This is a genomic window from Nonomuraea sp. NPDC049709, from assembly GCF_040674815.1.
Classification (GTDB): domain Bacteria; phylum Actinomycetota; class Actinomycetes; order Streptosporangiales; family Streptosporangiaceae; genus Nonomuraea.
Genome location: NZ_JBFANM010000004.1, coordinates 80005 through 102565, shown reverse-complemented (window position 1 = coordinate 102565; position 22561 = coordinate 80005). Strand labels below are relative to the sequence as shown.

General features: G+C 70.9%; 18 protein-coding genes. 10 read left to right on the top strand and 8 right to left on the bottom strand.

Going from position 1 to position 22561, the window contains the following annotated elements:
* Positions 1-29 precede the first annotated feature (29 nt).
* Entirely contained in the window at positions 30-458 is a 429-nt protein-coding gene (locus AB0J69_RS05425; protein WP_364113131.1) for a hypothetical protein, read from the bottom strand.
* A 147-nt stretch (positions 459-605) separates the two neighbouring features.
* On the opposite strand from AB0J69_RS05425, the gene AB0J69_RS05420 reads away from it, so the two are divergent.
* The gene (locus AB0J69_RS05420) at positions 606-3752 is read left to right on the top strand and encodes a PDZ domain-containing protein (RefSeq protein WP_364113129.1); all 3147 of its coding nucleotides are present in this window, start codon (positions 606-608) and stop codon (positions 3750-3752) included.
* A 627-nt stretch (positions 3753-4379) separates the two neighbouring features.
* On the opposite strand, the gene AB0J69_RS05415 is transcribed toward AB0J69_RS05420, so the two are convergent.
* Positions 4380-5393 (bottom strand): aminotransferase class I/II-fold pyridoxal phosphate-dependent enzyme, encoded by a 1014-nt coding sequence (locus tag AB0J69_RS05415; protein WP_364113127.1) that lies wholly within the window; start codon positions 5391-5393, stop codon positions 4380-4382.
* A 164-nt stretch (positions 5394-5557) separates the two neighbouring features.
* On the opposite strand from AB0J69_RS05415, the gene AB0J69_RS05410 reads away from it, so the two are divergent.
* Together AB0J69_RS05410 and AB0J69_RS05405 are read left to right on the top strand one after the other, a co-directional pair.
* Positions 5558-6400, top strand: a complete 843-nt coding sequence (locus AB0J69_RS05410) for an aminoglycoside adenylyltransferase domain-containing protein (RefSeq protein WP_364113125.1) — start codon at positions 5558-5560, stop codon at positions 6398-6400.
* A gap of 409 nt (positions 6401-6809) precedes the next feature.
* Positions 6810-8264 (top strand): family 43 glycosylhydrolase, encoded by a 1455-nt coding sequence (locus AB0J69_RS05405; protein WP_364113123.1) that lies wholly within the window; start codon positions 6810-6812, stop codon positions 8262-8264.
* A 235-nt stretch (positions 8265-8499) separates the two neighbouring features.
* On the opposite strand, the gene lexA is transcribed toward AB0J69_RS05405, so the two are convergent.
* On the bottom strand, positions 8500-9207 hold the full coding sequence (gene lexA / locus AB0J69_RS05400; RefSeq protein WP_364113121.1) for a transcriptional repressor LexA: 708 nt from the start codon (positions 9205-9207) through the stop codon (positions 8500-8502).
* Positions 9208-9235: 28 nt separating this feature from the next.
* Positions 9236-9514 (bottom strand): hypothetical protein, encoded by a 279-nt coding sequence (locus tag AB0J69_RS05395; protein WP_364113119.1) that lies wholly within the window; start codon positions 9512-9514, stop codon positions 9236-9238.
* Positions 9515-10814: 1300 nt separating this feature from the next.
* Between AB0J69_RS05395 and AB0J69_RS05390 the strand changes: the two genes are divergently transcribed.
* The 4 genes from AB0J69_RS05390 to AB0J69_RS05375 all read left to right on the top strand — a co-directional run bounded on the left by AB0J69_RS05390 (position 10815) and on the right by AB0J69_RS05375 (position 16009).
* Entirely contained in the window at positions 10815-11126 is a 312-nt protein-coding gene (locus tag AB0J69_RS05390; protein WP_364113117.1) for a LysM peptidoglycan-binding domain-containing protein, read from the top strand.
* A gap of 756 nt (positions 11127-11882) precedes the next feature.
* On the top strand, positions 11883-12338 hold the full coding sequence (gene nrdR / locus AB0J69_RS05385) for a transcriptional regulator NrdR (protein ID WP_364113115.1): 456 nt from the start codon (positions 11883-11885) through the stop codon (positions 12336-12338).
* The gene (locus AB0J69_RS05380; protein ID WP_364113113.1) at positions 12335-15154 is read left to right on the top strand and encodes a vitamin B12-dependent ribonucleotide reductase; all 2820 of its coding nucleotides are present in this window, start codon (positions 12335-12337) and stop codon (positions 15152-15154) included. The genes nrdR and AB0J69_RS05380 overlap by 4 nt, the downstream gene beginning before the upstream one ends.
* A 24-nt stretch (positions 15155-15178) precedes the next feature.
* The gene (locus AB0J69_RS05375) at positions 15179-16009 is read left to right on the top strand and encodes a PQQ-binding-like beta-propeller repeat protein (RefSeq protein ID WP_364113111.1); all 831 of its coding nucleotides are present in this window, start codon (positions 15179-15181) and stop codon (positions 16007-16009) included.
* Here the strand turns inward: AB0J69_RS05375 and AB0J69_RS05370 are convergent.
* Positions 15986-16819, bottom strand: coding sequence for a glycerophosphodiester phosphodiesterase family protein (locus AB0J69_RS05370; RefSeq protein WP_364113109.1), 834 nt, complete (start codon positions 16817-16819; stop codon positions 15986-15988). The genes AB0J69_RS05375 and AB0J69_RS05370 overlap by 24 nt on opposite strands.
* Before the next feature lie 214 nt (positions 16820-17033).
* Between AB0J69_RS05370 and AB0J69_RS05365 the strand changes: the two genes are divergently transcribed.
* Positions 17034-18437 (top strand): MFS transporter, encoded by a 1404-nt coding sequence (locus AB0J69_RS05365; protein WP_364113107.1) that lies wholly within the window; start codon positions 17034-17036, stop codon positions 18435-18437.
* Here AB0J69_RS05365 and AB0J69_RS05360 read toward each other — a convergent pair.
* Both AB0J69_RS05360 and AB0J69_RS05355 read right to left on the bottom strand, forming a co-directional pair.
* Entirely contained in the window at positions 18388-18861 is a 474-nt protein-coding gene (locus AB0J69_RS05360) for a TIGR03618 family F420-dependent PPOX class oxidoreductase (protein WP_364113105.1), read from the bottom strand. The two genes, AB0J69_RS05365 and AB0J69_RS05360, sit on opposite strands and share 50 nt — an antisense overlap.
* Positions 18862-18890: 29 nt before the next feature.
* On the bottom strand, positions 18891-19289 hold the full coding sequence (locus tag AB0J69_RS05355) for an ester cyclase (RefSeq protein WP_364113103.1): 399 nt from the start codon (positions 19287-19289) through the stop codon (positions 18891-18893).
* 37 nt (positions 19290-19326) lie between these two features.
* Between AB0J69_RS05355 and AB0J69_RS05350 the strand changes: the two genes are divergently transcribed.
* Positions 19327-20538: an amidohydrolase gene (locus tag AB0J69_RS05350; RefSeq protein ID WP_364113101.1), complete on the top strand. Its 1212-nt coding sequence runs from the start codon at positions 19327-19329 to the stop codon at positions 20536-20538.
* A 58-nt stretch (positions 20539-20596) separates the two neighbouring features.
* Complete coding sequence (locus tag AB0J69_RS05345) at positions 20597-21682, top strand: PrsW family intramembrane metalloprotease (protein WP_364113099.1); 1086 nt, start codon at positions 20597-20599, stop codon at positions 21680-21682.
* Positions 21683-21697: 15 nt separating this feature from the next.
* Here AB0J69_RS05345 and AB0J69_RS05340 read toward each other — a convergent pair whose 3' ends face one another.
* A complete protein-coding gene (locus tag AB0J69_RS05340) occupies positions 21698-22552 on the bottom strand; it encodes an alpha/beta hydrolase (RefSeq protein WP_364113097.1) in 855 nt (284 codons plus the stop codon).
* Positions 22553-22561: the final 9 nt, after the last annotated feature.

Below are 22561 nucleotides of genomic sequence, written 5' to 3'. Positions count from 1 at the left end.
TGTCAACGTTAGCGGTCAAGGATCGGAGATCAATGGTGGCCGCGGGCGCGCAGCTCCTCGACCATCAGGCCCAGGCCGATGCCCAGCAGCCAGACATCTTTGGCGACGGCGGTGCCTCCCGGGCTCGGCCGCAGGCTGCCCTCCTGGCGCATCGCGGGCGTGCCGAGATACATGCCGAGCAGCCCCGCCGCGAACCCGGTCAGCGCGGCCCCCGCCAGCAACGACGGCACGAACGGCACCAGCAGCGCCGTGCCGACGGCGATCTGGCCCTTCGACAGCAGCCGGACGAAGACCGCCGGGTCCATGCGGCGCAGGAACGGGTAGGGGCCCGCGGCCATGCCGTGCAGGGAGGCGGCGGTCTCCTCGCCGGCGTGCGCCAGGTCCAGCCCGGAGCTCAGGATGAAGGCCCCGGCGGCCAGGCGGGGCGGGAGCTGATGCGTACGGGCGAAGATCTTCATGATTCCTCACAGGGCGCTAAATCGGGCATATCCTCCCTTCCCTGTACGTACATCCGCATCCCGGACTTGGTCATTCCCGGGCCGTCGTACGTCCGCCCGGGGAGGAATCCATGGGCTCCTCTTGGCATCTCGCACTAGTGTGCAGCTGTGGCAACTGGCGCATATCTGAGATACCCGCACCTGCACGATGACCTGGTCACCTTCGTCGCCGACGACGACGTCTGGCTCGCTCCGCGGGCCGGGGGACGCGCGTGGCGATTCACCGCCGACCGCGTACCGGTGGCATATCCGAGGTTCTCGCCCGACGGCGCACGCATCGCCTGGACCAGCACCAAAGAGGGTGCTCCCGAGGTGTTCGCGGCCGAGGTCGACGGAGCCGAGGGCGAGCGGCTGACCCACTGGGGCGACGCCACGACCTCGGTCCGCGGGTGGACCGCGGACGGCGACGTGCTCGCGATCAGCGCGACTGGAGAGGGCTCCAGCAGCAGACGCTGGGCGTACGCGGTGCCGCTCGACGGAGGTCCGGCCACGCGGCTGCCGTACGGGTGGGTGAGCGAGGCGGCCGTCAGCGGCGGGAAGGTCGCCACCGTCTCGTCGATATGGCGCGAGCCCTCGCAGTGGAAGCGATACCGGGGCGGCACGGCGGGCAAGCTCTGGGTGGACGCCGAGGGCGACGGGGAGTTCACCAGGCTGTTCGCCGACAGCACGGCGCAATACTGGTCGGTGAGCTGGGTCGGGGACCGGATCGTGTTCCTGTCCGACACCGACGGCGTCGGCAACCTCTACTCCGCCTTGCCCGACGGGTCCGACCTGCGCAAGCACAGCTCCCACGAGGAGTTCTACGCCCGGCACGCCGTCAGCGACGGCGAGCGGGTGATCTACGGCCACGCCGGGGACCTGTGGCTGCTGGAGAGCCTGGACGATGAGCCCCACCCGCTGGAGATCCGGCTGGGCGGGCCGCGGCCGGGGCGGTCCAGGCGGCTGGTGCCCACGCGGGTCGGCTCGTTCTCGCCGGACGCCACCGGGCGGGCCAGCGCGGTGGAGATCCGCGGGACCGCGCACTGGGTCACCCACCGCGACGGGCCCGCGGGCGCGCTGCGGGCGCAGCCGGGCGTGCGCGTCCGCCTGCCTCGGGTGCTCGACGCCGACGGCAAGGCCGTGTGGGTGTCCGACGCGAGCGGGGAGGACGGGCTCGAGATCGGCACCCCGGGCGGCGAGGTCAGGACCATGGCCTCCGGGCAGCTCGGGCGGGTGCTGGAGCTGGTCGCCGCGCCCGACGGCAAGCACGTGGCCGTGGCCATGCACGACGGGCGGCTGCTGGTCATCGACCTCGCCACCGAGAACGTCAGGGAGCTCGACCGGACCGACGAGGGCGATGTGAGCGGGCTGGCGTTCTCGCCCGACTCCGGGTGGCTGGCCTGGGAGCACCCGCACCACCGGCGGCTGACCCAGATCAGGATGGGTCGGGTGGACGGGACCTCGGTGATCGAGGTCACTCCCGCCCGGTTCGCCGACTACGACCCGGTGTTCACCAAGGACGGCAAGCACCTGGCGTTCCTGTCGGTCCGGACGTTCGACCCCGTCTACGACGCGCACGTCTTCGACCTGTCCTTCCCCCAGGGCTGCAAGCCGTACATCGTGCCCCTGCAGGCCACCACGCCCTCGCCGTTCGACCCCTCGCTGCAGGGGCGCGGGTTCAACGGCGAGGACGACAAGCCCTCGAAGGACGACAAGAAGGACGACACGCCGCCACGCACCGAGGTCGATCCCGACGGGCTGGCCTCCCGCGTCGTGCCGGTGCCCGTGCCCGCGGCCAGCTACGGCAACCTGCGCACCGCCAAGGACGCGCTGCTCTGGCTGCGCTTCCCGCTCACCGGGCAGCTCGGCGACGGCACCGAGCAGAGCGCGGAGACCGTGCTCGAACGCTATGACCTCAAGAAGCGCGCCAAGGCCGAGCTGGGCAGGGAGGTGCGCGCGTTCGAGGTCAGCGGCGACGGCTCCAGGCTCGTCACCAACGGCAAGAACGGCCTGCAGACCCGCGCCGCGAGCGAGAGCGACGAGATCGTCACCATCGACCTCGACCGGATCAACGTCCAGATCGACCCGATCGCCGAGTGGCGGCAGGGCTTCCGCGAAGCCGGGCGGCTCATGCGCGACCACTTCTGGCGCGAGGACATGAACGGCGTCGACTGGCAGGGCGTCCTCGACCGCTACGAGCCGCTGGTCGACCGCATCGGCTCCCACTCCGAGCTGATCGACCTGCTGTGGGAGACGCAGGGCGAGCTGGGCACCTCCCACGCCTATGCCGTGGCCAACGGCTCCGGCGCCGACCCCCGGCGCCGCCAGGGCCTGCTCGGCGCGGACCTGGCCAGGGACGGCGACGGGGTGTGGCGGGTCGTGCGCATCCTGCCCGGCGAGTCCTCCGACCACGCCGCCCGCTCGCCGCTGCTCGCGCCCGGTGTCGCGATCCGTGCCGGCGACGCGATCCTCGCGGTGGGCGGGCGCCCGGTCGATCCGGTACGCGGCCCGCTGCCCCTGCTGGCCGGCACCGCCAACCAGCCCATCGAGCTCACCGTGCGGCACGCCTCCGGCGGCGACGTACGCCGCGTCGTGGTCAGCCCGATCGCCGACGAGGGCCAGCTCCGCTACCACGAGTGGGTGGAGAGCCGGCGGGCCCACGTCCGGGAGGCGTCCGGCGGGCGGCTCGGCTACCTGCACGTGCCCGACATGGTGGCCTCCGGGTGGGCGCAGTTCCACCGCGACCTGCGCACCGAGATGGCCTTCGAGGGGCTGGTCGTGGACGTGCGCGAGAACAGCGGCGGGCACCTGTCGGAGCTGGTGCTGGAGAAGCTGTCCCGCAAGGTGACCGGCTGGGCACACGCCCGCTGGTACCAGCCGAGACGCTACCCGGACGACTCGCCCCGGGGGCCGGTGGTGACGGTCACGGACGAGTTCGCGGGCTCCGACGGCGACATCGTGAGCGCGGGCATCAAGAACCGCGGGATCGGGCCGCTGGTGGGGACGCGGACGTGGGGCGGGGTGATCGGGATCGACTCGCGCTACTCGCTCGTGGACGGCACCCGGGTCACGCAGCCGCGCTACTCGTTCTGGCTCGACGGGCCGGGGTGGGGGGTGGAGAACTACGGGGTCGATCCGGACATCGAGGTGGTGATCACGCCGCAGGACCGGGTGGCGGGGCGGGATCCGCAGCTCGACAAGGCGATCGAACTCGCCCTCGCCGCCATCGAGCAGACCCCGGCGGCCACCCCACCGGACCTGCCCCCACTGCCCTGACCCGCGGGCGTCCCCGGGGTTCGCCCGGGAGCCGCTTGACCCTGGGGCCTGTTCCGGGGTTCGCGCGGGCGCCGGTCGATCCTGGGGCCTGTTCCGGGGGTTCGCGCTGGCGCCGCTCGACCCTGGGGTTTTGCGCGGGCGCCGCTCGCACGCTGACGGCGACCCGCGCGAGCCTCGGGCGCCGGCCGCCCGCGGCTCCGGCTGGCCACCCGCGGCCCTCGGTCGGCCACCCGCGGCCCTCGGTCGGCCACCCGCGGCCTGCGGTCGGCCGCGGTGGGTCTCCGGGTGGCTGCTGCGGGTTCCCGTCGGCTGCGGCGGGCTCCCGCAGCTTCTCCCCGCCGCCGGCGGTTGCTGTGGGCCTGTTGCCGAGGGATGCGGCCCTTCCCGGCGGCCGCTGGGGCTCCCCGCCGTCCCTCCCCGCCGTCCCTCCCCGCCGTCCCTCCCCGCCGTCCCTCCCCGCCGTCCCTCCCCGCCGTCCCTCCCGCCGTCCCTCCCCGCCGCCCGGCGGTCGCGGGGGCCTGCTTCCGAGGGCGTGCCCCATCCCGGCCGCCGCTGCGGGCCCCTTTTCCCTCCCTTCAAGGACCTCTGCCGAGGTGCGGTGGGTGAGGGAGAACCCGACGCGCCCCCTCAGCCGGAGGCGCCGATGAGGCGGTCGAGGATCTCGGTGAGGATGGCCTCCGTGGTGGCGAAGTTGAGCCGGACGTAGTGCTCACCGCCGGGCCCGAAGGCCGCCCCGTCGCTCAGCCGGACCCGGGCCTCGCGTTCGAGCACCTCCGCCATCCCCGCCCGGCCCACCCCCAGCCAGGCCAGGTAGGTGGCCTCCGGGACCCGGTACCGGAACGCGCCGGGCAGGCGGTCGGCGATCGTGCGCCGGTGGCGGTCGAGCAGGGTCAGGGTCTCGGCGAGCCAGGCATCGCCGTACCGCCACGCCGCCACCGTGGCCTCGACGCCGAACACGTTCGCGGAGCCGTACACGAACGGGGGTTGGTCCTCCAGGGCCTTGCGGACGCCCGGGTGGCCGAGGTGGGCGACCGAGCAGCGGATGCCGCCCAGGTTGAACGCCTTCGTCGCGGACGTGAGCGTGACCGTGCGTTCCGGCAGGATCGTGGCGAACGGGATGTGCCGGTGCGGCTCGTAGACCAGGTCGGAGTGGATCTCGTCGGCGATGACCAGCAGGTCGTGGCGTTCGGCGTGCTCGGCCAGCTCGGTCAGCTCCGCGCGGGTGAACACGCGGCCGGTCGGGTTGTGCGGGTTCACCAGGAGGAGTACGCGGCAGGCCGACAGGTCGGGCACCTCGAAGCGCCAGGTGTCGCCGTCCGGCTCCAGCTGGATGGGGTGGAGCGGGCGCTCCATGGTGCTCAGCGTGGTCAGGAACGGGTGATAGGCCGGTACGTGCACGGCGACCCCGTCGCCCGGACTGGTCCAGACCTGGAGGAGCACCTGCAGGGCCTGGTTGAGGTCGTTGAACGAGCGCACCAGCCCGGGGTCGGCCTGCCAGCCGTACTTGCCGGACATGCGCTCGGCGAACGCCTCGGCCAGCGGGCCGCTGCTCGGGTCCAGCAGCCAGGCCGGGTAGCCGAGGTCACCGCCGGCCCGCCGTCGCAGGGCGTCGGCCACCTCGGGCGCCGTGGGCAGGTCCATGTCGGCCACCCAGGCGGGGATCACTCCCGGCTCGACCGCCGCCCATTTCAGACCATCATGTGTGGACTTAAGGTCTAAAGGGGGATATGCGTCATTCACTCCGCCATTCTAGGATTCTTGAATGTGATGAGGCGGCAGCGCGGATTGTGGCAGGCTGGGCGGCCATGACGCCCCACCCGAAGATCGATGCGATCGTCGACACGTACCTGACTCTGGCCGACGCGGAGGCTCCCGGCCTGGTGGAGGGGCTCTATCTGGAAGGCTCCGCGGCTTTGGGCGACTACCGGCCCGGCACGAGCGACGTCGACTTCGTGGCCGTGACGGCCGAGCCGCCACCGGCCGGGGTGCTGGAGCGGATCCACACCAGACTCGGGGTCCACCCGTTCGACGGCGTCTATCTCACCTGGGACGATCTCGGCCACGACCCCGCCGAACTGGGCGAACGCCCCCAGGCGCACGCGGGCCGGCTCAACCGGCGGGGCCAGGTCAACCCGGTCACCTGGCACACGCTGGCCTGCCACGGGCTGACCTGCCGCGGGCCCAAGCCGGAAGAGCTGAAGATCTGGAACGATCCCGGCGCCCTGGCCGCCTGGACGGACGGCAACCTCGACGGCTACTGGCGCCGGCTGGTCACCCGCGCCTCGCACCCGCCCTCCCCGTGGTGGCTGAACTGCCTGGGCGGCTACGGCGTCGTGTGGGTGGTCACCGGGGTCGCCCGGCTGCACTACACGCTGGCGACCGGCGACATCACCTCCAAGACGGGGGCGGGGCGGTACGCGCTGGAGGTGTTCCCCGAGCGCTGGCACCGGGTGGTGAACGAGGCGCTGCGGCTGCGCGAGGAGGACGCCGCCCTGCCGACGCTGGCGAGCGCGGTCTCGGGGCTGGGCGACCACTTCGGCACGCCGCGCCGCTCGCTCTACGGCTCGCCGTTCGAGCGCAGGCGTGACGTGCTGGACTTCGCCGGCCAGGCGATCACGGCGGCGCACGAGTTGTACGAGGCCCGCTGACCCTGCCTCGGCCTGTACGGGGCTTGCCGGCCTGCCACTGCACATCGGCTGCAACTCCGCCGGGCGGGGATTGACGGGCGGTCCCGGGCCGGGATACGAATGCCCGCGAATGCTCTCACCGGCCCATCTCTGGACGGTGGGATGTTAGCGCTAACATCTCGGAGGGCCGCTGGTTGCGTGCACGTCGTTCGAGCGCTCTGAGGGCCTGTGCGGCGCTGCCGGCCGCCGCCGTCCTGAGAGGCGCCGCGTTCGGAGGGCGGTGCCGGACCTGCGGGAGCCGGGGCCGGTGTTCGCCTCCGACGCCTTGTGCCCGGTCGTCTCGCCGCCGGCCTGAGTGCCGGGCCGCGTGCCGGAAGGTCTTGCCCGCGTACCAGCCGGAAGGTCTTGTCCGCGTACTGGAAGGACGCCCATGCTCGCACGCCCCCTCCGCCGGACGGCGGTCCTCGCCGTCCTGGCTACGCTGCTCGCCGTGACCGCCAATCTCCTGTCGCCGGGCGCGGCGCACGCCTCGCCGGCGGTGCAGTACACCAACCCGCTGGCCGCGCAGCGCGCCGACCCGCACATCTTCCGCCACACCGACGGCTACTACTACTTCACCGCGACCGCCCCCGAGTACGACCGCATCGTGCTGCGCCGCGCCACCACCATCCAGGGCCTGGCCACCGCGCCCGAGAGCGTCATCTGGCGCAAGCACTCGACCGGCGAGATGGGCGCGCACATCTGGGCGCCGGAGATCCACTTCATCAACGGCAAGTGGTACGTCTACTTCGCGGCGGGTCGGACCGACGACGTGTGGCGCATCCGCATGTACGTGCTGGAGAGCGCCGCCGCCAACCCGCTGACCGGCACCTGGACCGAGCGCGGCCGGATCACCACCCCCTGGGACACCTTCTCCCTGGACGCCACCACGTTCGTCGCGAACGGCGTGCGCTACCTGCTCTGGGCGCAGCAGGAGCCGGGCATCTCGACCAACTCCAACCTGTACATCGCCCGGATGGGCGCCAGCCCGTGGACGATCACCGGCGCGACGACCCGGCTGACGGTGCCGACGCTGGCCTGGGAGACGCGCGGGTACAAGGTCGCCGAAGGGCCCTCGGTGCTGCAGCGCAACGGGCGGCTCTTCCTGGCGTACTCGGCCAGCGCCACCGACGCGAACTACTGCCTCGGCCTGCTGACCGCGTCCGCCTCGGCCGACCCGCTCCAGGCGTCATCGTGGACCAAGAGCCCGAACCCGGTCTTCGCCGGCAACGCCGCCACCAGCCAGTACGGCCCCGGGCACAACTCGTTCACCACCTCGGAGGACGGGCAGAGCGACATCCTCGTCTACCACGACCGTAACTACCGGGACATCTCCGGCGACCCGCTGAACGACCCGAACCGGCGGACACGCGTGCAGAAGGTGTACTGGCGGGCCGACGGCACTCCCGACTTCGGCATCCCGGTGCCGGACGGGGTCACGCCGGTGCGGCTGATGTCGTACGACACGCCGGGGGCGGCCGTGCGGCACTGGGACTACCGGGCCCGGCTGGAGGCCGACGTCACGCCGCTGGCGGACTCGCAGTTCCGGCTCGTGGCCGGGTTGTCCGGGACGGGGACGGTGTCCTTGGAGTCGGCCAACTTCCCGGGGTATTTCCTGCGGCATCGGAACTTCGAGGCTTGGGTGCAGCAGCGCGACGGGTCGGGGCTGTTCGACGCGGACGCGAGCTTCGTACGGAGGAGTGGGCTGGCCGGGGCGGGGACGGTGTCGCTGGAGTCGGCGAACTACCCCGGGTATTTCGTGCGGCATCGGGCGGGGCAGGTGTGGGTGGAGCGGGACGACGGGTCCAGCGGGTTCCGGGGGAGCGCGAGCTTCGTACTGGAGTGACCTGCTACGGCCTGGGGCCTTCGGGTGCCGGAACCCTCAGGGAATGCTCCAACCCCTAGGGACAGCAGTCAGCACCCCCGGGGTCGTACGTACCCCGTGGGTGCATGCTCCGGCGCGCGCCAGTGCGCGGCACGGCGGTTGGACGCGCGCCCGGCCCCGAGCCCCTACTACCTCCGGCTTCCTGCAACCGGTCGGCCACCTACCCGGTCGGCCAGCTACCCGGTCGGCCGGCCGCCTACAACCGGCGCAGGACCGCTACGACCTTGCCCAGGACGCTGGCCTCGTCGCCCGGGATGGGCTCGTAGTTGGGGTTGTGGGGGACGAGCCAGACGTGGCCGTCCTTGCGCTTGAACGTCTTGACCGTCGCCTCGCCCTCGATCATGGCGGCCACGATGTCGCCGCTCTCGGCCACGGGCTGCTGGCGCACGACCACCCAGTCACCGTCGGCGATGGCGGCCTCGATCATGGAGTCACCGGCGACCTGGAGGAGGAACAGCGTGCCCTCGCCGACGAGCTGCTTCGGCAGGGCGAAGACGTCCTCGACGCTCTCCTCGGCCAGAATCGGGCCACCGGCTGCGATACGGCCCACGAGCGGGACGTAGGCGGCCGTCGGCCGGTTGATCGTCGGCTCGTCGTCGGTGGCGTCGGGATCGACCCACAGCACGGGCTCGCCCGGAAGGCGAACCTCGAGCGCGCGTGGCCGGTGCGGGTCGCGCCGCAGGTAGCCCTTGCGCTGCAGGGCCGTGAGCTGGTGCGACACGCTGGACGTGCTGGTCAGCTGCACCGCCTCACCGATCTCGCGCATGGAGGGCGGATATCCGCGCTGTTGTACCGAGTCGCGGATCACTTCGAGGATCTTGCGCTGCCTGGGCGTCAGGCCCAGGGAGTCTCGCCGGCGCACCGCGAGGTCGCTGACCCCGTTTGCGTCATCCCGCTCGGTCATGCTCTTCCTCCTCGCCTGGCGGCCCGCCTCACCGGCGAACCTCCCGGTCCGTGGTCTTGATGTCGCACACAGCGACGCTATCGCTGTTGAAGATCATCTTCAAACAATTGTTCGAGTCTTCCTCGAAATTGTCGCCGGTGTGGTGTACAACATCGTACGGGAGTTCGATCGACACCGTGTTCGATTTGCTGATCTTTATTTGGCCTTTCCTCAGGCCACACGGCAGGAGGTCAACCATGCGAACGCCCACAAATACGGACACGACCAGCGAAGACGTCAACCAGCTCACACTGATCGCCGATGCCACGCGGAGTGGGGATCGACGGGGAGACAATACGCGTGCGGCGGCCGGTGTCCGGGGGAATTCCGGCAAGAGGTTGGGGCCCCGTTCGAGTAGTGGGGGAAGATCCCATTTGCGCCTCGTCCCCCCGCCCCGCGAGGGCGGCGACACGGACGACACCGTCCCACCGGCGAGGGCCGGCTCGCGGGGTGGTCGCGGGCCCGGAGTGCCGGGTGGAGGCGACGACACAGTGGCGAGCCGAAGGCCCGGCGCCGGGAACAGTGCGCCGGGCGGTAGGGCACAGGGGGATGGCGGTTCGGCGGGTGGGGGACGAGGCGGAAGGGGTGGCGAGGGTCGCGAGGCCTACGAGGGTCGCGAGGCCTACGAGGGTCGCGAGGCTTACCGAGAGCGCGGGGAGCGCGAAGGTGGCAAAGGCGGGAGGAGAACGCGCCGGGCGCCGGCACGGGGTGCGACGCCGCCTGGCGAGGGGGCTCAAGGAGGGGAGATGAGCGCGGGCGGCCCGCGCAGAGCTCCTGCGCGGGGAGGGCGACCACGTGGTGGTGGCCCCGATGAAGGGGGCGCGCTCGGAAAGAGGACACGCGCGGCGAAGGCGCGGAGCGCGAGGTTGCGCGGTGATGGGTCGCGTGGCGCGAGGGCGCGTGGCGGAGAGGCGTATGGGGACGGCCCGCGTCTGGAGGCTGTGCGCGGTGATGCCGTACGCGGTGATGGGCTCCTGGGCGATGCGAGGCGCAGTGTTGGGCTGCAGGGCGATGCGGTGCCGGGTGATGGGGCGCGCGGGGGTGAGGTGCGACGGGGTGGACTGCGCGTAGGAGCTGTCCGTACGAGGAAGGGGCGCCTCGCGAGTGCGCGCTTTGCGCGTGGGCGCGGGGAGGGGCGGCGGCGACCCGGTGTGCCGGGACGACTTGCGGGTGCCGTGAGGCGCTTGTCCGGTGCTGCTGCGAGGCGGTCGCCGGCCCGGCTGCGGCGGGTCATTCCCGGGTGGCGGGGCGCTGCTGCCGCTTCCGCGTCATCCGTGCAGCCAGGTCCCGCGTCTGTGCAGCGTGGTCCCGCGTCCGGGCAGCAGGGGACTGCTTCTGTGCGGCGAGATGCTGTTTCCGTGCAGCGAGGTCTCGCGTCCGCGCAGCGAGATTCCGCGTCCGCGCAGCGAGATTCCGCGTCCGCGCAGCGGGGTTCCGCTTCTGCTCGGCGGGGTCTTGCTCCCGGGCGGCAGGGACATGCGCTTGCCTGGCGAGGTCATGCTCCGGCCCGGCCGAGTCATACGCCTGCACGGCGAGGTCCTGCGCCTGCGCGGCGGGATCGTACGCCCGTGCGGCTCACCCGGCGTGGGCGTGTCGTGCTGGTGATCGTCATGGCGTTGCTGGCCCTCGGCGGGTTCTGGCTCGGCACACGGGCGGCCGGGCATGCGGAGGTGCAGGTCGTGGTGGCGGGTCAGGCCGGGCTGCCGTGGGTCGAGGTTCACAAGGGCGACACGCTGTGGAAGATCGCCGATGCGCTCTCCGAGGGGAATGACCCGGGCGCCCTGGTGGCGGAGATCAAGCGGCTGAACGGCCTGTCCGACTCTCTCATCCGGCCGGGCACCCGTCTCTACGTCCCGGGGGACACTGCCGCCTTACGTTGATCGTCGAACAGGCGGCTCGCAGTCGCGCCGGCCCATGAACCGGCGGCTCGCAGTCGCCCCGGCCCATGAACCGGCGGCTCGCAGTCGTCCCGGCCCATAGGTGGTGCCCGGCAGGAAAGCGTGGCAAGGCGTCAAGGGCTCCGGGGGTGTCTGCGCCCCAGGAGTTCCTGATGTCTGCCCGCCGGCGACCGCCAGTACGTTCCTCCGGATGGGAGGGTTCCTGGGGTTCCGTGGCAGGACTCCGGACTCCTCGTACTGAGACCGCGTGGGGTGAGGGGCTCCCGAAGGCCGTATTTGGGCGAGTTCGGGGCGGAGTCGGCCAGATATGGGGGTGCGTGCGGGTTTGGGAGGGATGCGTACGGCGCTCTCAGGGGGCCTCGAAAGGCGGGTGCCTGGAGGGGTGGCAGGCGGTGGATGAGTCCTCGGGTACCGTTGTGAGGTTTGTTCACGAGCGAGGCCCAGCACAACCCATGTGACGCCCTCACCTGCGGGAAGATCACGCCTGACCGGCGACACGCCCGGGTCCGGTGGGGACGGCGGGGCTGATCAGCGACTTCAGCAGGATGGGGTCGCTCAACTTGCGTTCATGGTCGCGCGCTTCTACGGTTGGACCACAACATCTAGTAGTTACACCGATGTAGTTCACCACACCTTGTGTTTCCGTGACCGCTCCATGGATAGCCGTGGAGTGTGCGCGAGCGTCCCGTGCGGACGGTTCTGGCGCGTGTGGTGGCCGCAGGTCTTGGAGGCGAAAGCGTGCACTGTCCGTTCTGTCGCCACCCTGACACCAGGGTCATCGACAGCCGCTCCACGGACGACGGCGCGGCCATCAGGCGTCGGCGCACCTGTCCCGAGTGCGGGCGCAGGTTCACCACGCAGGAGACCGTACTGCTCATGGTGAGCAAGCGCAGCGGAGTGACGGAGCCGTTCTCGCGGGACAAGGTCGTCGCGGGCGTGCGGCGGGCGTGCCAGGGCAGGCCGGTCAGCGAGGATTCGCTGGCGCAGCTCGGGCAGCGGGTGGAGGAGGCCATCAGGGCGAAGGGCGCGGCCGAGCTTCCCTCCAACGAGGTGGGTCTGGCCATCCTCGGCCCGCTGCGGGAGCTCGACGAGGTGGCCTACCTGCGGTTCGCATCGGTATATCGCGGTTTCGAGAGCCTGGCGGACTTCGAGGCCGAGATCAAACAGTTGAAGGCGGAGAAGGGGGAGTCATGACGGAGACGGCCAGCGGTTCAGTCGCGCGTGGGGGAAAGCGTCCGCGTAAGGGACTGAAGATGAAGCGGATCTTCACTAAGCCCGGTGTGCACCCGTATGACGAGATCCAGTGGGAGCGCCGCGACGTCGTCATGACGAACTGGCGCGACGGGTCGATCAACTTTGAGCAGCGGGGCGTCGAGTTCCCCGAGTTCTGGTCGGTCAACGCGGCCAACATCGTGACGACCAAATACTTCCGCGGGGCCGTGGGCACCCCGCAGCGCGAGTGGAGCCTGAAGCAGCTGATCGACAGAGTCGTCGGCGTCTACACCAAGACGGGGCTCGAGCACGGCTACTTCGCCAGTGACGAGGACGCCGAGATCTTCGACCACGAGCTGAAGCACGCGCTGGCGCACCAGGTGTTCGCGTTCAACTCGCCGGTCTGGTTCAACGTGGGCACCCAGTCGCCGCAGCAGGTGAGCGCTTGCTTCATCCTCTCCGTGGACGACCAGATGGAGTCGATCCTGGAGTGGTACAAGGAAGAGGGTGTGATCTTCAAGGGTGGCTCGGGTTCGGGGGTGAACCTGTCCCGGATCCGCTCTTCCAAGGAGTTGCTCAGCAGCGGTGGCACGGCCAGCGGGCCGGTGTCGTTCATGCGCGGCGCCGACGCGTCCGCGGGGACGATCAAGTCGGGTGGCGCGACGCGCCGGGCGGCCAAGATGGTCGTGCTCGACGTCGATCACCCCGACATCGAGGAGTTCATCGAGACCAAGGCGCGCGAGGAGGACAAGATCCGCGCGCTGCGGGACGCCGGGTTCGACATGGACCTGGGCGGCAAAGACATCGTCTCCGTCCAGTACCAGAACGCCAACAACTCCGTACGCGTCTCCGACGAGTTCATGCGCGCGGTGGAGAAGGGCGGCGACTTCGGCCTGCGGGCGCGCCTGACCGGCGAGGTCATCGAGAAGGTCGACGCCAAGGACCTGTTCCGCAAGATGGCCAAGGCGGCCTGGGAGTGCGCCGACCCCGGCGTCCAGTACGACGACACGATCAACGACTGGCACACCACCCCGGAGACGGGCCGGATCACCGCCAGCAACCCGTGCAGCGAATACGTCCACCTGGACAACTCCTCCTGCAACCTGGCCAGCATCAACCTGCTGAAGTTCCTGAAGGACGACAACACCTTCAACGTCGCCGACTTCGTCAAGCTGACCGAGCTGATCATCACCGCGATGGACATCTCGATCACGTTCGCCGACTTCCCGACGGAGAAGATCGGCGAGACGACGCGGGCGTACCGGCAGCTCGGCATCGGCTACGCCAACCTGGGCGCGCTGCTCATGGCGACGGGCCACGCCTACGACTCCGACGGCGGCCGGGCGGTGGCCGGAGCGATCACGTCGCTGATGACCGGTGTGTCCTACCGGCGCAGTGCCGAGCTGGCCGGGGTCGTGGGGGCGTACGACGGGTATGCCCGCAACGCCGAGCCGCACAAGCGGGTCATGCGCAAGCACGCCGCGGCCAACGACGACCTGCGCACGATCGGCTCCATGGACGCGAAGATCCACGCCGAGGCGTCGCGTCAGTGGTCGGAGTGCCTGAAGCTGGGCGAGAAGAACGGCTACCGCAACGCCCAGGCCAGCCTCCTCGCCCCCACCGGGACGATCGGCCTCATGATGGACTGCGACACGACCGGCATCGAGCCGGACCTCGCGCTGGTCAAGTTCAAGAAGCTCGTCGGCGGTGGGTCCATGCAGATCGTCAACCAGACGATCCCGCGGGCGCTCAGGCAGCTCGGCTACCAGCAGGAGCAGATCGAGGCCATCGTCGAGTACATCGCCGAGCACAGCCACGTCGTCGACGCCCCCGGCCTGCGCCAGGAGCACTACGAGGTGTTCGACTGCGCCATGGGCGAGCGGGCGATCGCGCCGATGGGCCACGTGCGCATGATGGCCGCCACCCAGCCGTTCCTGTCCGGTGCCATCTCCAAGACGGTCAACCTGCCCGAGTCGGCCACGATCGACGACATCGAGCAGGTCTACCTGGAGGGCTGGAAGCTCGGCCTGAAGGCCCTGGCCGTCTACCGCGACAACTGCAAGGTCGGCCAGCCGCTGTCGGCCGGCGACGGCTCCAAGAAGCAGGAGGCCAAGGAGGTCAAGGAGCCCGAGGTCAAGGTCATCGAGGTCAACCGGCCGACCCGGCGGCGCATGCCCAACCAGCGGCCGAGCATGACCACCCGCTTCACGGTGGGCGGTGCCAAGGGCTACATGACCGCCTCGTCCTACCCTGACGACGGGCTCGGCGAGGTCTTCCTCAAGATGTCCAAGCAGGGCTCGACGCTGGCGGGCGTCATGGACGCCTTCTCGGTGGCGATCTCCATCGGGCTCCAGTACGGCGTGCCGCTGGAGACGTACATGAGCAAGTTCGTCAACATGCGGTTCGAGCCGGCCGGGATGACGGACGACCCGGACATCCGGATGGCCACGTCGGTGATGGACTACATCTTCCGCCGCCTGGCCCTGGACCACCTGCCCTACGACGAGCGGGCGGCGCTGGGCATCTTCTCGGCGGCCGAGCGGGCGGCGCAGCAGCGCGGCGAGGACCCGGCGGCCCTGCAGGAGACGGTCGACCGTGAGGCGCTGGCGCAGTCGGCCCCCATCGAGTCCGCCGCGGCCCAGCCGAAGGCCGAGCAGGCGCCCCAGGAGCTGACGCTGGAGAGCCACCAGCGCTTCACCGCGGACGCGCCGCTCTGCATGACGTGCGGCACGAAGATGCGTCCGGCCGGTAGCTGCTACGTCTGCGAGGGTTGCGGCTCGACCAGCGGTTGCAGCTGATCATCCAGTAGCCGGCAGTTCGATGTGGCCGGGCGGGGAATCGGGGACGGCCCTGATTCCCCGCCCGGCCCGTCAACCGCTGGTGATGCCACTGCCTCCCTGGTGAAATGCCGTGATGATCGGCAGACCTTGTGGGAGCGGCGGCTTCATCAGCCGGGTATGGCGTCGAGAGCGGCAGCGACGGTAGGCCGGGTCGTGGTGCATGAGCGCCTCACGCGGCTGGTCTGCCTGAACCGTCACGACGGCTCGGTCCGCTGGGACCGTCCGGTGGGGACCTGGCCGTCGGCCGTCGTGGTCGCCGGCGACTGTTGCCTGGTTCTCCCTCAGGACGAAGCTCAGCTGTCCTGCCTCGATCTCGTGACGGGGGCTGTGCGGTGGCGCGCCGGATTGCGGGGGTTCACCGGGCATGTCGTGGCCAGTGGAAGCACGGTCGTCGTCGGCGGTTGGCGCGGTTATACGCCTATGGCGGCCTTCGACCTGGCGGACGGGCGGCTTCTGTGGCGGACGCCGCAGCGCATGGCCACGGTACGACCGGCGCCGTTCGGTGACGGTGTGCTGTTGGGCAGCGGTTCGGCGGCCTGGCTGATCGATCCACGTGATGGGCGCGAACTGGTCCGATGGCGGATGCGGGATCTGCTCGTCGTGGGCGACGCGATCGGGACCGGCGTGGGGGTGCCGATCAAGGCGATGGTGGCCGTGGCGCTGTTCAGCTGGGAGATCGCCGAGCGCCTCCACCTGGGGGTTTCGACGGTGAAGACGTACGTGGCGAGCCTGATGCGCAAGACCGGCACGGCCAACCGGATCCGGCTGGCCGTGCCGGCGGCACGGAGCTCAGGCGTCGATCACGTCGCGTAGGACGTCGGGCTTGTTGGTGATGATGCCGTCCACCCGGTAGGTGATCATGCGGCGCATGGTGTCCGGGTTGTCGACGGTCCAGGCCAGGACGTCCATGCCGAGGGAGTGCACCCGCCGCACGTACGCGGCCGTGAGCGTGGTGTACGGCGGGTTGATCTGGTCGGCGAAGGCCGCCAGCCCGGGCAGCTCACCTGTCGAGGGCGTGCCGAGCAACCCGATCGGCACGTCGGGCAGCAACTCGTCGAAATCCCGCATCGACCCCCAGTCGAACGACTGCACCACCAGCCGCCCCGGCGCGAGCCAGGCGGAATGGCGGCGCAGCTCGGCGGCGATGCGGGCCTCGATCCCCGGGTAGAGGTTCGGGGCCTTGACCTCCATGAGCAGGCCCATGCCGGAGCCGCTCATCGCGCGCAGCGCCTCGCCAAGGGTGGGCACGGGCTCGTCGTCGTACTCGCCGGACAGCCATGAGCCGGCGTCCAGCTCGCGGATCTGGGCGAGCGTGAGGTCGCCGACGTTCCAGGGGGACAAGCCGGGGAAGACCCGCTCGACGTCGGTGGTGCGGGCCAGCGTCGTGTCGTGCATCAGGACCAGCTCGTGGTCCTTGGTCTCCTGGACGTCGAGCTCGAACATGTCGGCGCCCTGCGCGCCGGCCAGCTCGAAGGCGGCGATCGTGTTCTCGGGGGCGTAGGCGGAGGCGCCTCTGTGGGCGACGTTGATGACGGTCGCGGCGTGGGCGGGGGAGGAGAGGAGAGCGGGTTCGGCGAGGAGGGTGAGGGAGGTCGCGATGATGACGACGAGTCGTCTGAACATGGGTCTCCTCTGCTGGGGAGAGACAAACGACTCGACAATGACAAGATCGCATGACCTGAAGTTGAGAGCAGAGTAGCCGCGCGATGCCGCAGGGATGAGCATTCGACACGCGGCCCGTACTCAGGAGCTCCGGGTTCGCGGCGCCGGGGATCCGGGCGTGGTTGCAAGGGCCCGGCCGAGGCCCGGACGGTCGGGTGGTTCTAGCCTGTTCGTCGTGAAAGTCGGTGGAACGCTGGCCGTTCTCCTTTCGGCGTGGTTCATGGCCCAGTTCGACTTCTTCGTGGTCAACGTGGCCGCGCCCTCCATCGAGCACGACCTGCGGGCCGGACCCGCCGCCCTGGAGCTGATCGTGGGCGGCTACGCCTTCACGTACGCGGCCGGCATGATCACCGGCGGCCGGCTGGGCGACCGCTACGGCTACCGGCGGATGTTCGTCTGGGGCGTGGCCGCGTTCACGGTCGCGTCGCTGCTGTGCGGGATCGCCGCGACCCCGGCCCAGCTCGTCGCCGCCCGCCTGCTCCAGGGCCTGGCGGGCGCCGTCATGGTGCCGCAGGTGCTGGCCACGATCTCGGCAGCGTTCCCGCCGGAGGAGCGGGGGCGCGCCCTCGGCTGGTACGGCGCCACCGGCGGCCTGGGCTCGATCGCCGGCCAGGTGCTCGGCGGGCTGCTGCTGACCGCCGACGTGCTCGGGCTCGGCTGGCGGGTCATCTTCCTCATCAACCTGCCCGTCGGCCTGGTCGTCGTGCCGCTGGCCGGGTGGCTGCTGCCGGAGGTCGAGACCGGCCGCCGGGCCAGGCTCGACCTGCCGGGCGCCACCGGCCTGGCCGCCGCGCTGGCGCTGGTGCTGGTGCCGCTCGGCCTGGGCAACAGCCTGGGCTGGCCGGTCTGGACCTGGGCCTGCATGGCGGCGAGCGTCCCGGTGTTCGCACTCACCTGGCGCCGGCAGCGGGTGCTCGGGGCGCGCGGCGGGCAGCCGGTGCTGGACCTGGCGCTGCTCAAGGTGCACTCGTACCAGGCCGGGATCGGCTCGATCGTGGCGTTCATGGCGTACTTCGCCTCGTTCATGTTCACGCTGACGCTGCTGCTGCAGGCCGGGCGCGGTCTCACGGCCTTCCAGGCCGGGCTGGTGTTCGCGCCGATGGGCGTGATGTTCTCGATCACCTCGCTGCTGGGTACACGGCTGGTCAGGAGGTACGGCCTGATCGTCGTCATGATCGGCGGCACCGTCACGGCGCTCGGCCTGGGCCTGATGGTGGCCGGGGCCGGGCTGGGCCTGCCGTACGTCGTGGCCGCGCTGATCCTCGTCGGCGCGGGCAACGGCCTGGTCCTGCCGCAGCTCATCGGCGCGGCGCTGGTCGAGGTCGCGCCGCACCAGGCCGGGATCGGCTCCGGCATCCTGAGCACGGCCCAGCAGTTCGCGGGTGCGGGCGGCGTGGCCGTGATCGGCGCGGTCTTCTTCGCCGTCGCCGAGGGCGGGCGGCATGTCCTGGCCATGCGCTGGTCGGCGGGCATCAACCTGGCCCTCGTCCTGGTCGTGATCTCGACCGTGGCCTACAACCGGCGCCGCGCTATCCGGCGGGCAGCAGCGTCCCGTACAGCCGCGACACCCTCAGCCTGATCACCAGTCGCCGGTCGGCCACCACCTGCCGCAGGAACGCCTCCGTGTCGGCGGGCTCGGCGAACGACGGGCGCATGGCCAGCAGCTCCCTGCCCACCTCGTCACCCGGCTCGGCGCTCACCGGCGACAGCTCCGCCTTGCCCTCGGCCACGGCGTAGGACCAGAAGTCGTCGCTGGCCACGTAGAGCGCGCCACGGGGATCCTTGTGCAGCTGACGCACCTTGGGCAGATCGGCGAGGGTCGAGATCCGCACCACGCGCTGCTCCGGATCCCAGGCGTACAGGACGGTGGACAGGTACGGGTGGCCGTCGCCCTTGTTCGTCGCCAGCGCGCCGAACCGCTGCCTGGACAGCAGCTCCGACAGCTCCACGTCCCCGAGCGGCCGGGGTTCGGGGCCCGCTCCGGCCCCGGAGTTCACCGTCATGCATCACCCTTAGCCCGGATCCGGAAATATCACCCTATACCGAGCTCTCGGTTGAACGTCTGAGCGTCCGAGATCACCCAGTATTCGGCGAACCTGCCGTCCTCGGCCCGCAGGATGTCGTGCCCGCTGAAGGCGATCCTGGTGCCCTCGGCCGTCTCCGCGCCGGGGATGCCGCCCCGGTACGTCCCGCCGAACGTCCACCGCGCCGACACCAGGTCGCCGTCCACGATCGGCCCGACGTCCAGGGTCACCTTGACGTCGGCGAACGGCGCGTGCCCCTGCCGGAGCGCCTCGATCAGCCCGTCGGGCCCGGACACGTCCATGCCGGGCCAGTGCCCGGTGAAGCCGGGGGTGACCAGCTCGTGCGCCAGGTCGAAGTCGCCGTTCCACATCTCGAGCAGCCATCGTCTGTACAGGTTCGCGATCATCCAGGCCCACTACCCACTCGCCGGTAGGTTACAAGTCATGAATCTTGCCATTACCAGTGGATATGTCGTGCCGGTCGACGGCGACCCCATCGACGGCGGAACCGTACTCATCCAGGACGGGAAGATCACCGCGGTCGGCCGGGACGTGGCCGTACCCGAGGGGATCCCCGTCGTGGACGCCGCGGGCGGCTGGGTGCTGCCCGGTTTCGTGGAGGCCCACGGTCACCTCGGCGTGCACGAGGAGGCCGAGGGCTGGGCCGGCCAGGACACCAACGAGATGACCGACCCCAACGGCGCCCGCCTGCGCGCTCTCGACGCCATCAACCCGGCCGACCTGGCCTTCGGCGACGCGCTGTCCGGCGGGGTGACGACCGCGGTGATCAAACCCGGCTCCGGGAACCCGATCGGCGGCCAGACGGTCGCGATCAAGTGCTGGGGCAGGTCCGTGGACGAGATGCTGATCAAGGAGCCGGTGAGCGTCAAGAGCGCGCTCGGTGAGAACCCCAAGCGGGTGTACGGCGACCAGAAGAAGCTGCCGTCCACCCGCCAGGGCGTGGCGGCGGTGATCCGCGACGCGTTCATGAAGGCCCAGGACTACCGGGCCAGGAGGGCCGCCGCCGAGGACGAGGGCAAGCCGTTCGACCGTGACGGCACGCTGGAGGTCCTGGTCCGCGTGCTGGACGGCGAGCTGCCGTGGTGCCAGCACACCCACCGGGCCGACGACATCTCCACCGCGCTCCGGCTGGCCGGCGAGTTCGGCTACCGCCTGGTGATCAACCACGGCACCGAGGGGCACCTGCTGGCCGACGCCCTGGCCGAGCGGAACGTTCCCGTCATCATCGGCCCGCTGTTCACCACCCGGTCGAAGGTCGAGCTGCGCCAGCGTTCCCTGCGCAACCCGGGCATCCTCGACCGGGCCGGGGTCGAGCTGGCGATCACCACCGACCACCCCGTGGTGCCCATCAACTTCCTCGTGCACCAGGCCACGCTGGCGGTCAAGGAGGGCATGGACCCGGCCGCCGCGCTGCGCTCGATCACCGTGAACCCGGCCCGCATCATGGGCCTGGACGACCGGGTGGGCGCGTTGCGGCCGGGGCTGGACGGTGACGTGGTCATCTGGTCCGGCGACCCGCTGGACGTCATGAGCCGGGCGCTACGGGTGTTCATTTCCGGCCGGGAGGTGTATTCGTACACGAACGGTGAGTCCGTCGTGGCTGATCCGTATTATCGCGAATCAAGTGACCGTTAAGCGCATGTAGATGCGCGGCGCGCATAGTGGGCGAAGCCAACGGGAAGAGAGGCACCAAATGACTGCTCCGTTGCTCGCCCCGCGCCCCAGCAAGGCTCTGCTGGTCGGACTGGTCGTCTCCGGCGTCCTCGCCCTGATCGTGCTGGCCATCATGCTGTTCTCCGGCGGTCCCGTCGGGTTCGGCCTGTCCGCGCTGCTGGCCGTGGCGCCCCTTCCGGTGCTCCTCGCGGCCGTCCTCTCGCTGGACAGGCTCGAACCCGAGCCGAAGCTGCACCTCGCCTTCGCCTTCGCGTGGGGCGCGGGGGTGGCCATCGTGGCCGGCATCGCCCTGACGCTGCTCGGCCAGCAGCTGTTCGTCAGGGCGGGCTACGCCTCCGCGGCCGTCGAGGACATCGGCGCCGTGGTGCTGGCGCCGGTGGTCGAGGAGGCGCTGAAGGGCTCGGCGCTGCTGCTGCTCCTGCGCCGGCGGGCGGAGATCGACGGCCTGACCGACGGCATCGTGTACGCCTCCATGGCCGGCCTCGGCTTCGCCGCCGTGGAGAACGTGGGCTACTACCTGCTCGCGTTCGGCGAGGACGGCCCGGGCGCGGCGGTCCAGCTCTTCGTGGTGCGCGGGCTGATCGACCCGCTCGGCCATCCCATCTACACCTCCATGATCGGCCTCGGCGTCGCGTACGCGCTGACCCACCGCACGGCGGCCAGGTTCGCCGCGATCCCGCTCGGCTACCTGGGCGCGGTCCTCCTGCACGGCCTCTGGAACGGCGCCGCCACCACGGGCTCGCTCACCTGGCTGGGCGCCGCCTACCTGGTGATCATGGCCGCGCTGGTCCTGCTCATCGTGGTGACCGTCGTCGAGCGCCGCCAGCTCGTCGCCCGGATGGCCTACTACCTGCCCGCCTACCAGCAGACCGGCCTGATCACCGACGCCGACGTCCGCATGCTGACCACGCTGTCCACCCGCAAGACGGCCCGCAAGTGGGCCAGGGGAGCGGGGCTCGGCCGCGCCATGAGCGACTACCAGCAGGCGGCGACCGAGCTGACCCTGCTGCACCTGCGGGCGGAGCGGCACGCCGTGGAGCCGCGCAGGTTCGGGCTGGAGCGCGACGCGCTCCTCGGCGTGATGGCGCACGCCCGCCGCTGGTAGTCACTCGAAGGCTGGTCAGTCCCTCGGCAGCAGGAAGTCCCGCAGGTGCGCGAGCACGGCGTCCGGCTGCTCCTCGGCCAGGAAATGCCCGCAGTCGGGAATTTCGGCTCCCCGCACGTCAAGTGCGTAATCGCGCCAGATGTCGAGCACCGGCACCCTGCTGGGCAGCCCGGCCGCGCCCCACAGCGCGAGCACCGGCAGCTCCAGCCGCCGGCCCGCCTCCCAGTCGGCGTCGTCGTGCTCGGCGTCATACGGGAACGAGGCCCGGTAGTCCTCGAACCCCGCCCGCAGCGCCCCCGGCCGCTCGAAGGCCCGCACGTACTCGTCGACCTCCAGCCGCGACCGCTGAACCGTCCACTTGTCGAAGAAGTAGCCCAGGTAGCCGCGCACGTCCTGGCCCGCGAGCCGCTCCGGCAGGTCGGGCTGCAGGTGGAAGGTCCAGTGCCAGGTGCCGGCCGCCAGCCCGGTCGTCATGTCGTACCTGCGCCACATCTCCCTGGTCGGGATGATGTCCATGACCACCAGGCGGTCCACCTCGCCGGGGTGGTCGAGCGCGTACCGGTGGGCGACCCTGGCCCCCCGGTCGTGCCCGGCGAGCAGCACCCGGTCGTGGCCGAGCGAGCGCGCCAGAGCGCGGACGTCGGCCGCCATCGTGCGCTTGTCGTAGCCGGTGGCCGGCTTGTCGGTGTGGCCGTAGCCGCGCAGGTCGGGTGCCACCACGGTGAAGTGCGCGGCCAGCGCGGGGATGAGGTGCCGCCAGCAGTGGGAGGTCTGCGGCCATCCGTGCAGCAGGACGAGCAGCGGGCCCGCGCCGTCGATCAGGTAGTGCATGCGCAGCCCGTCGAGGTCGGCCATCCGCGATTCGGTCATGGTCTCCAC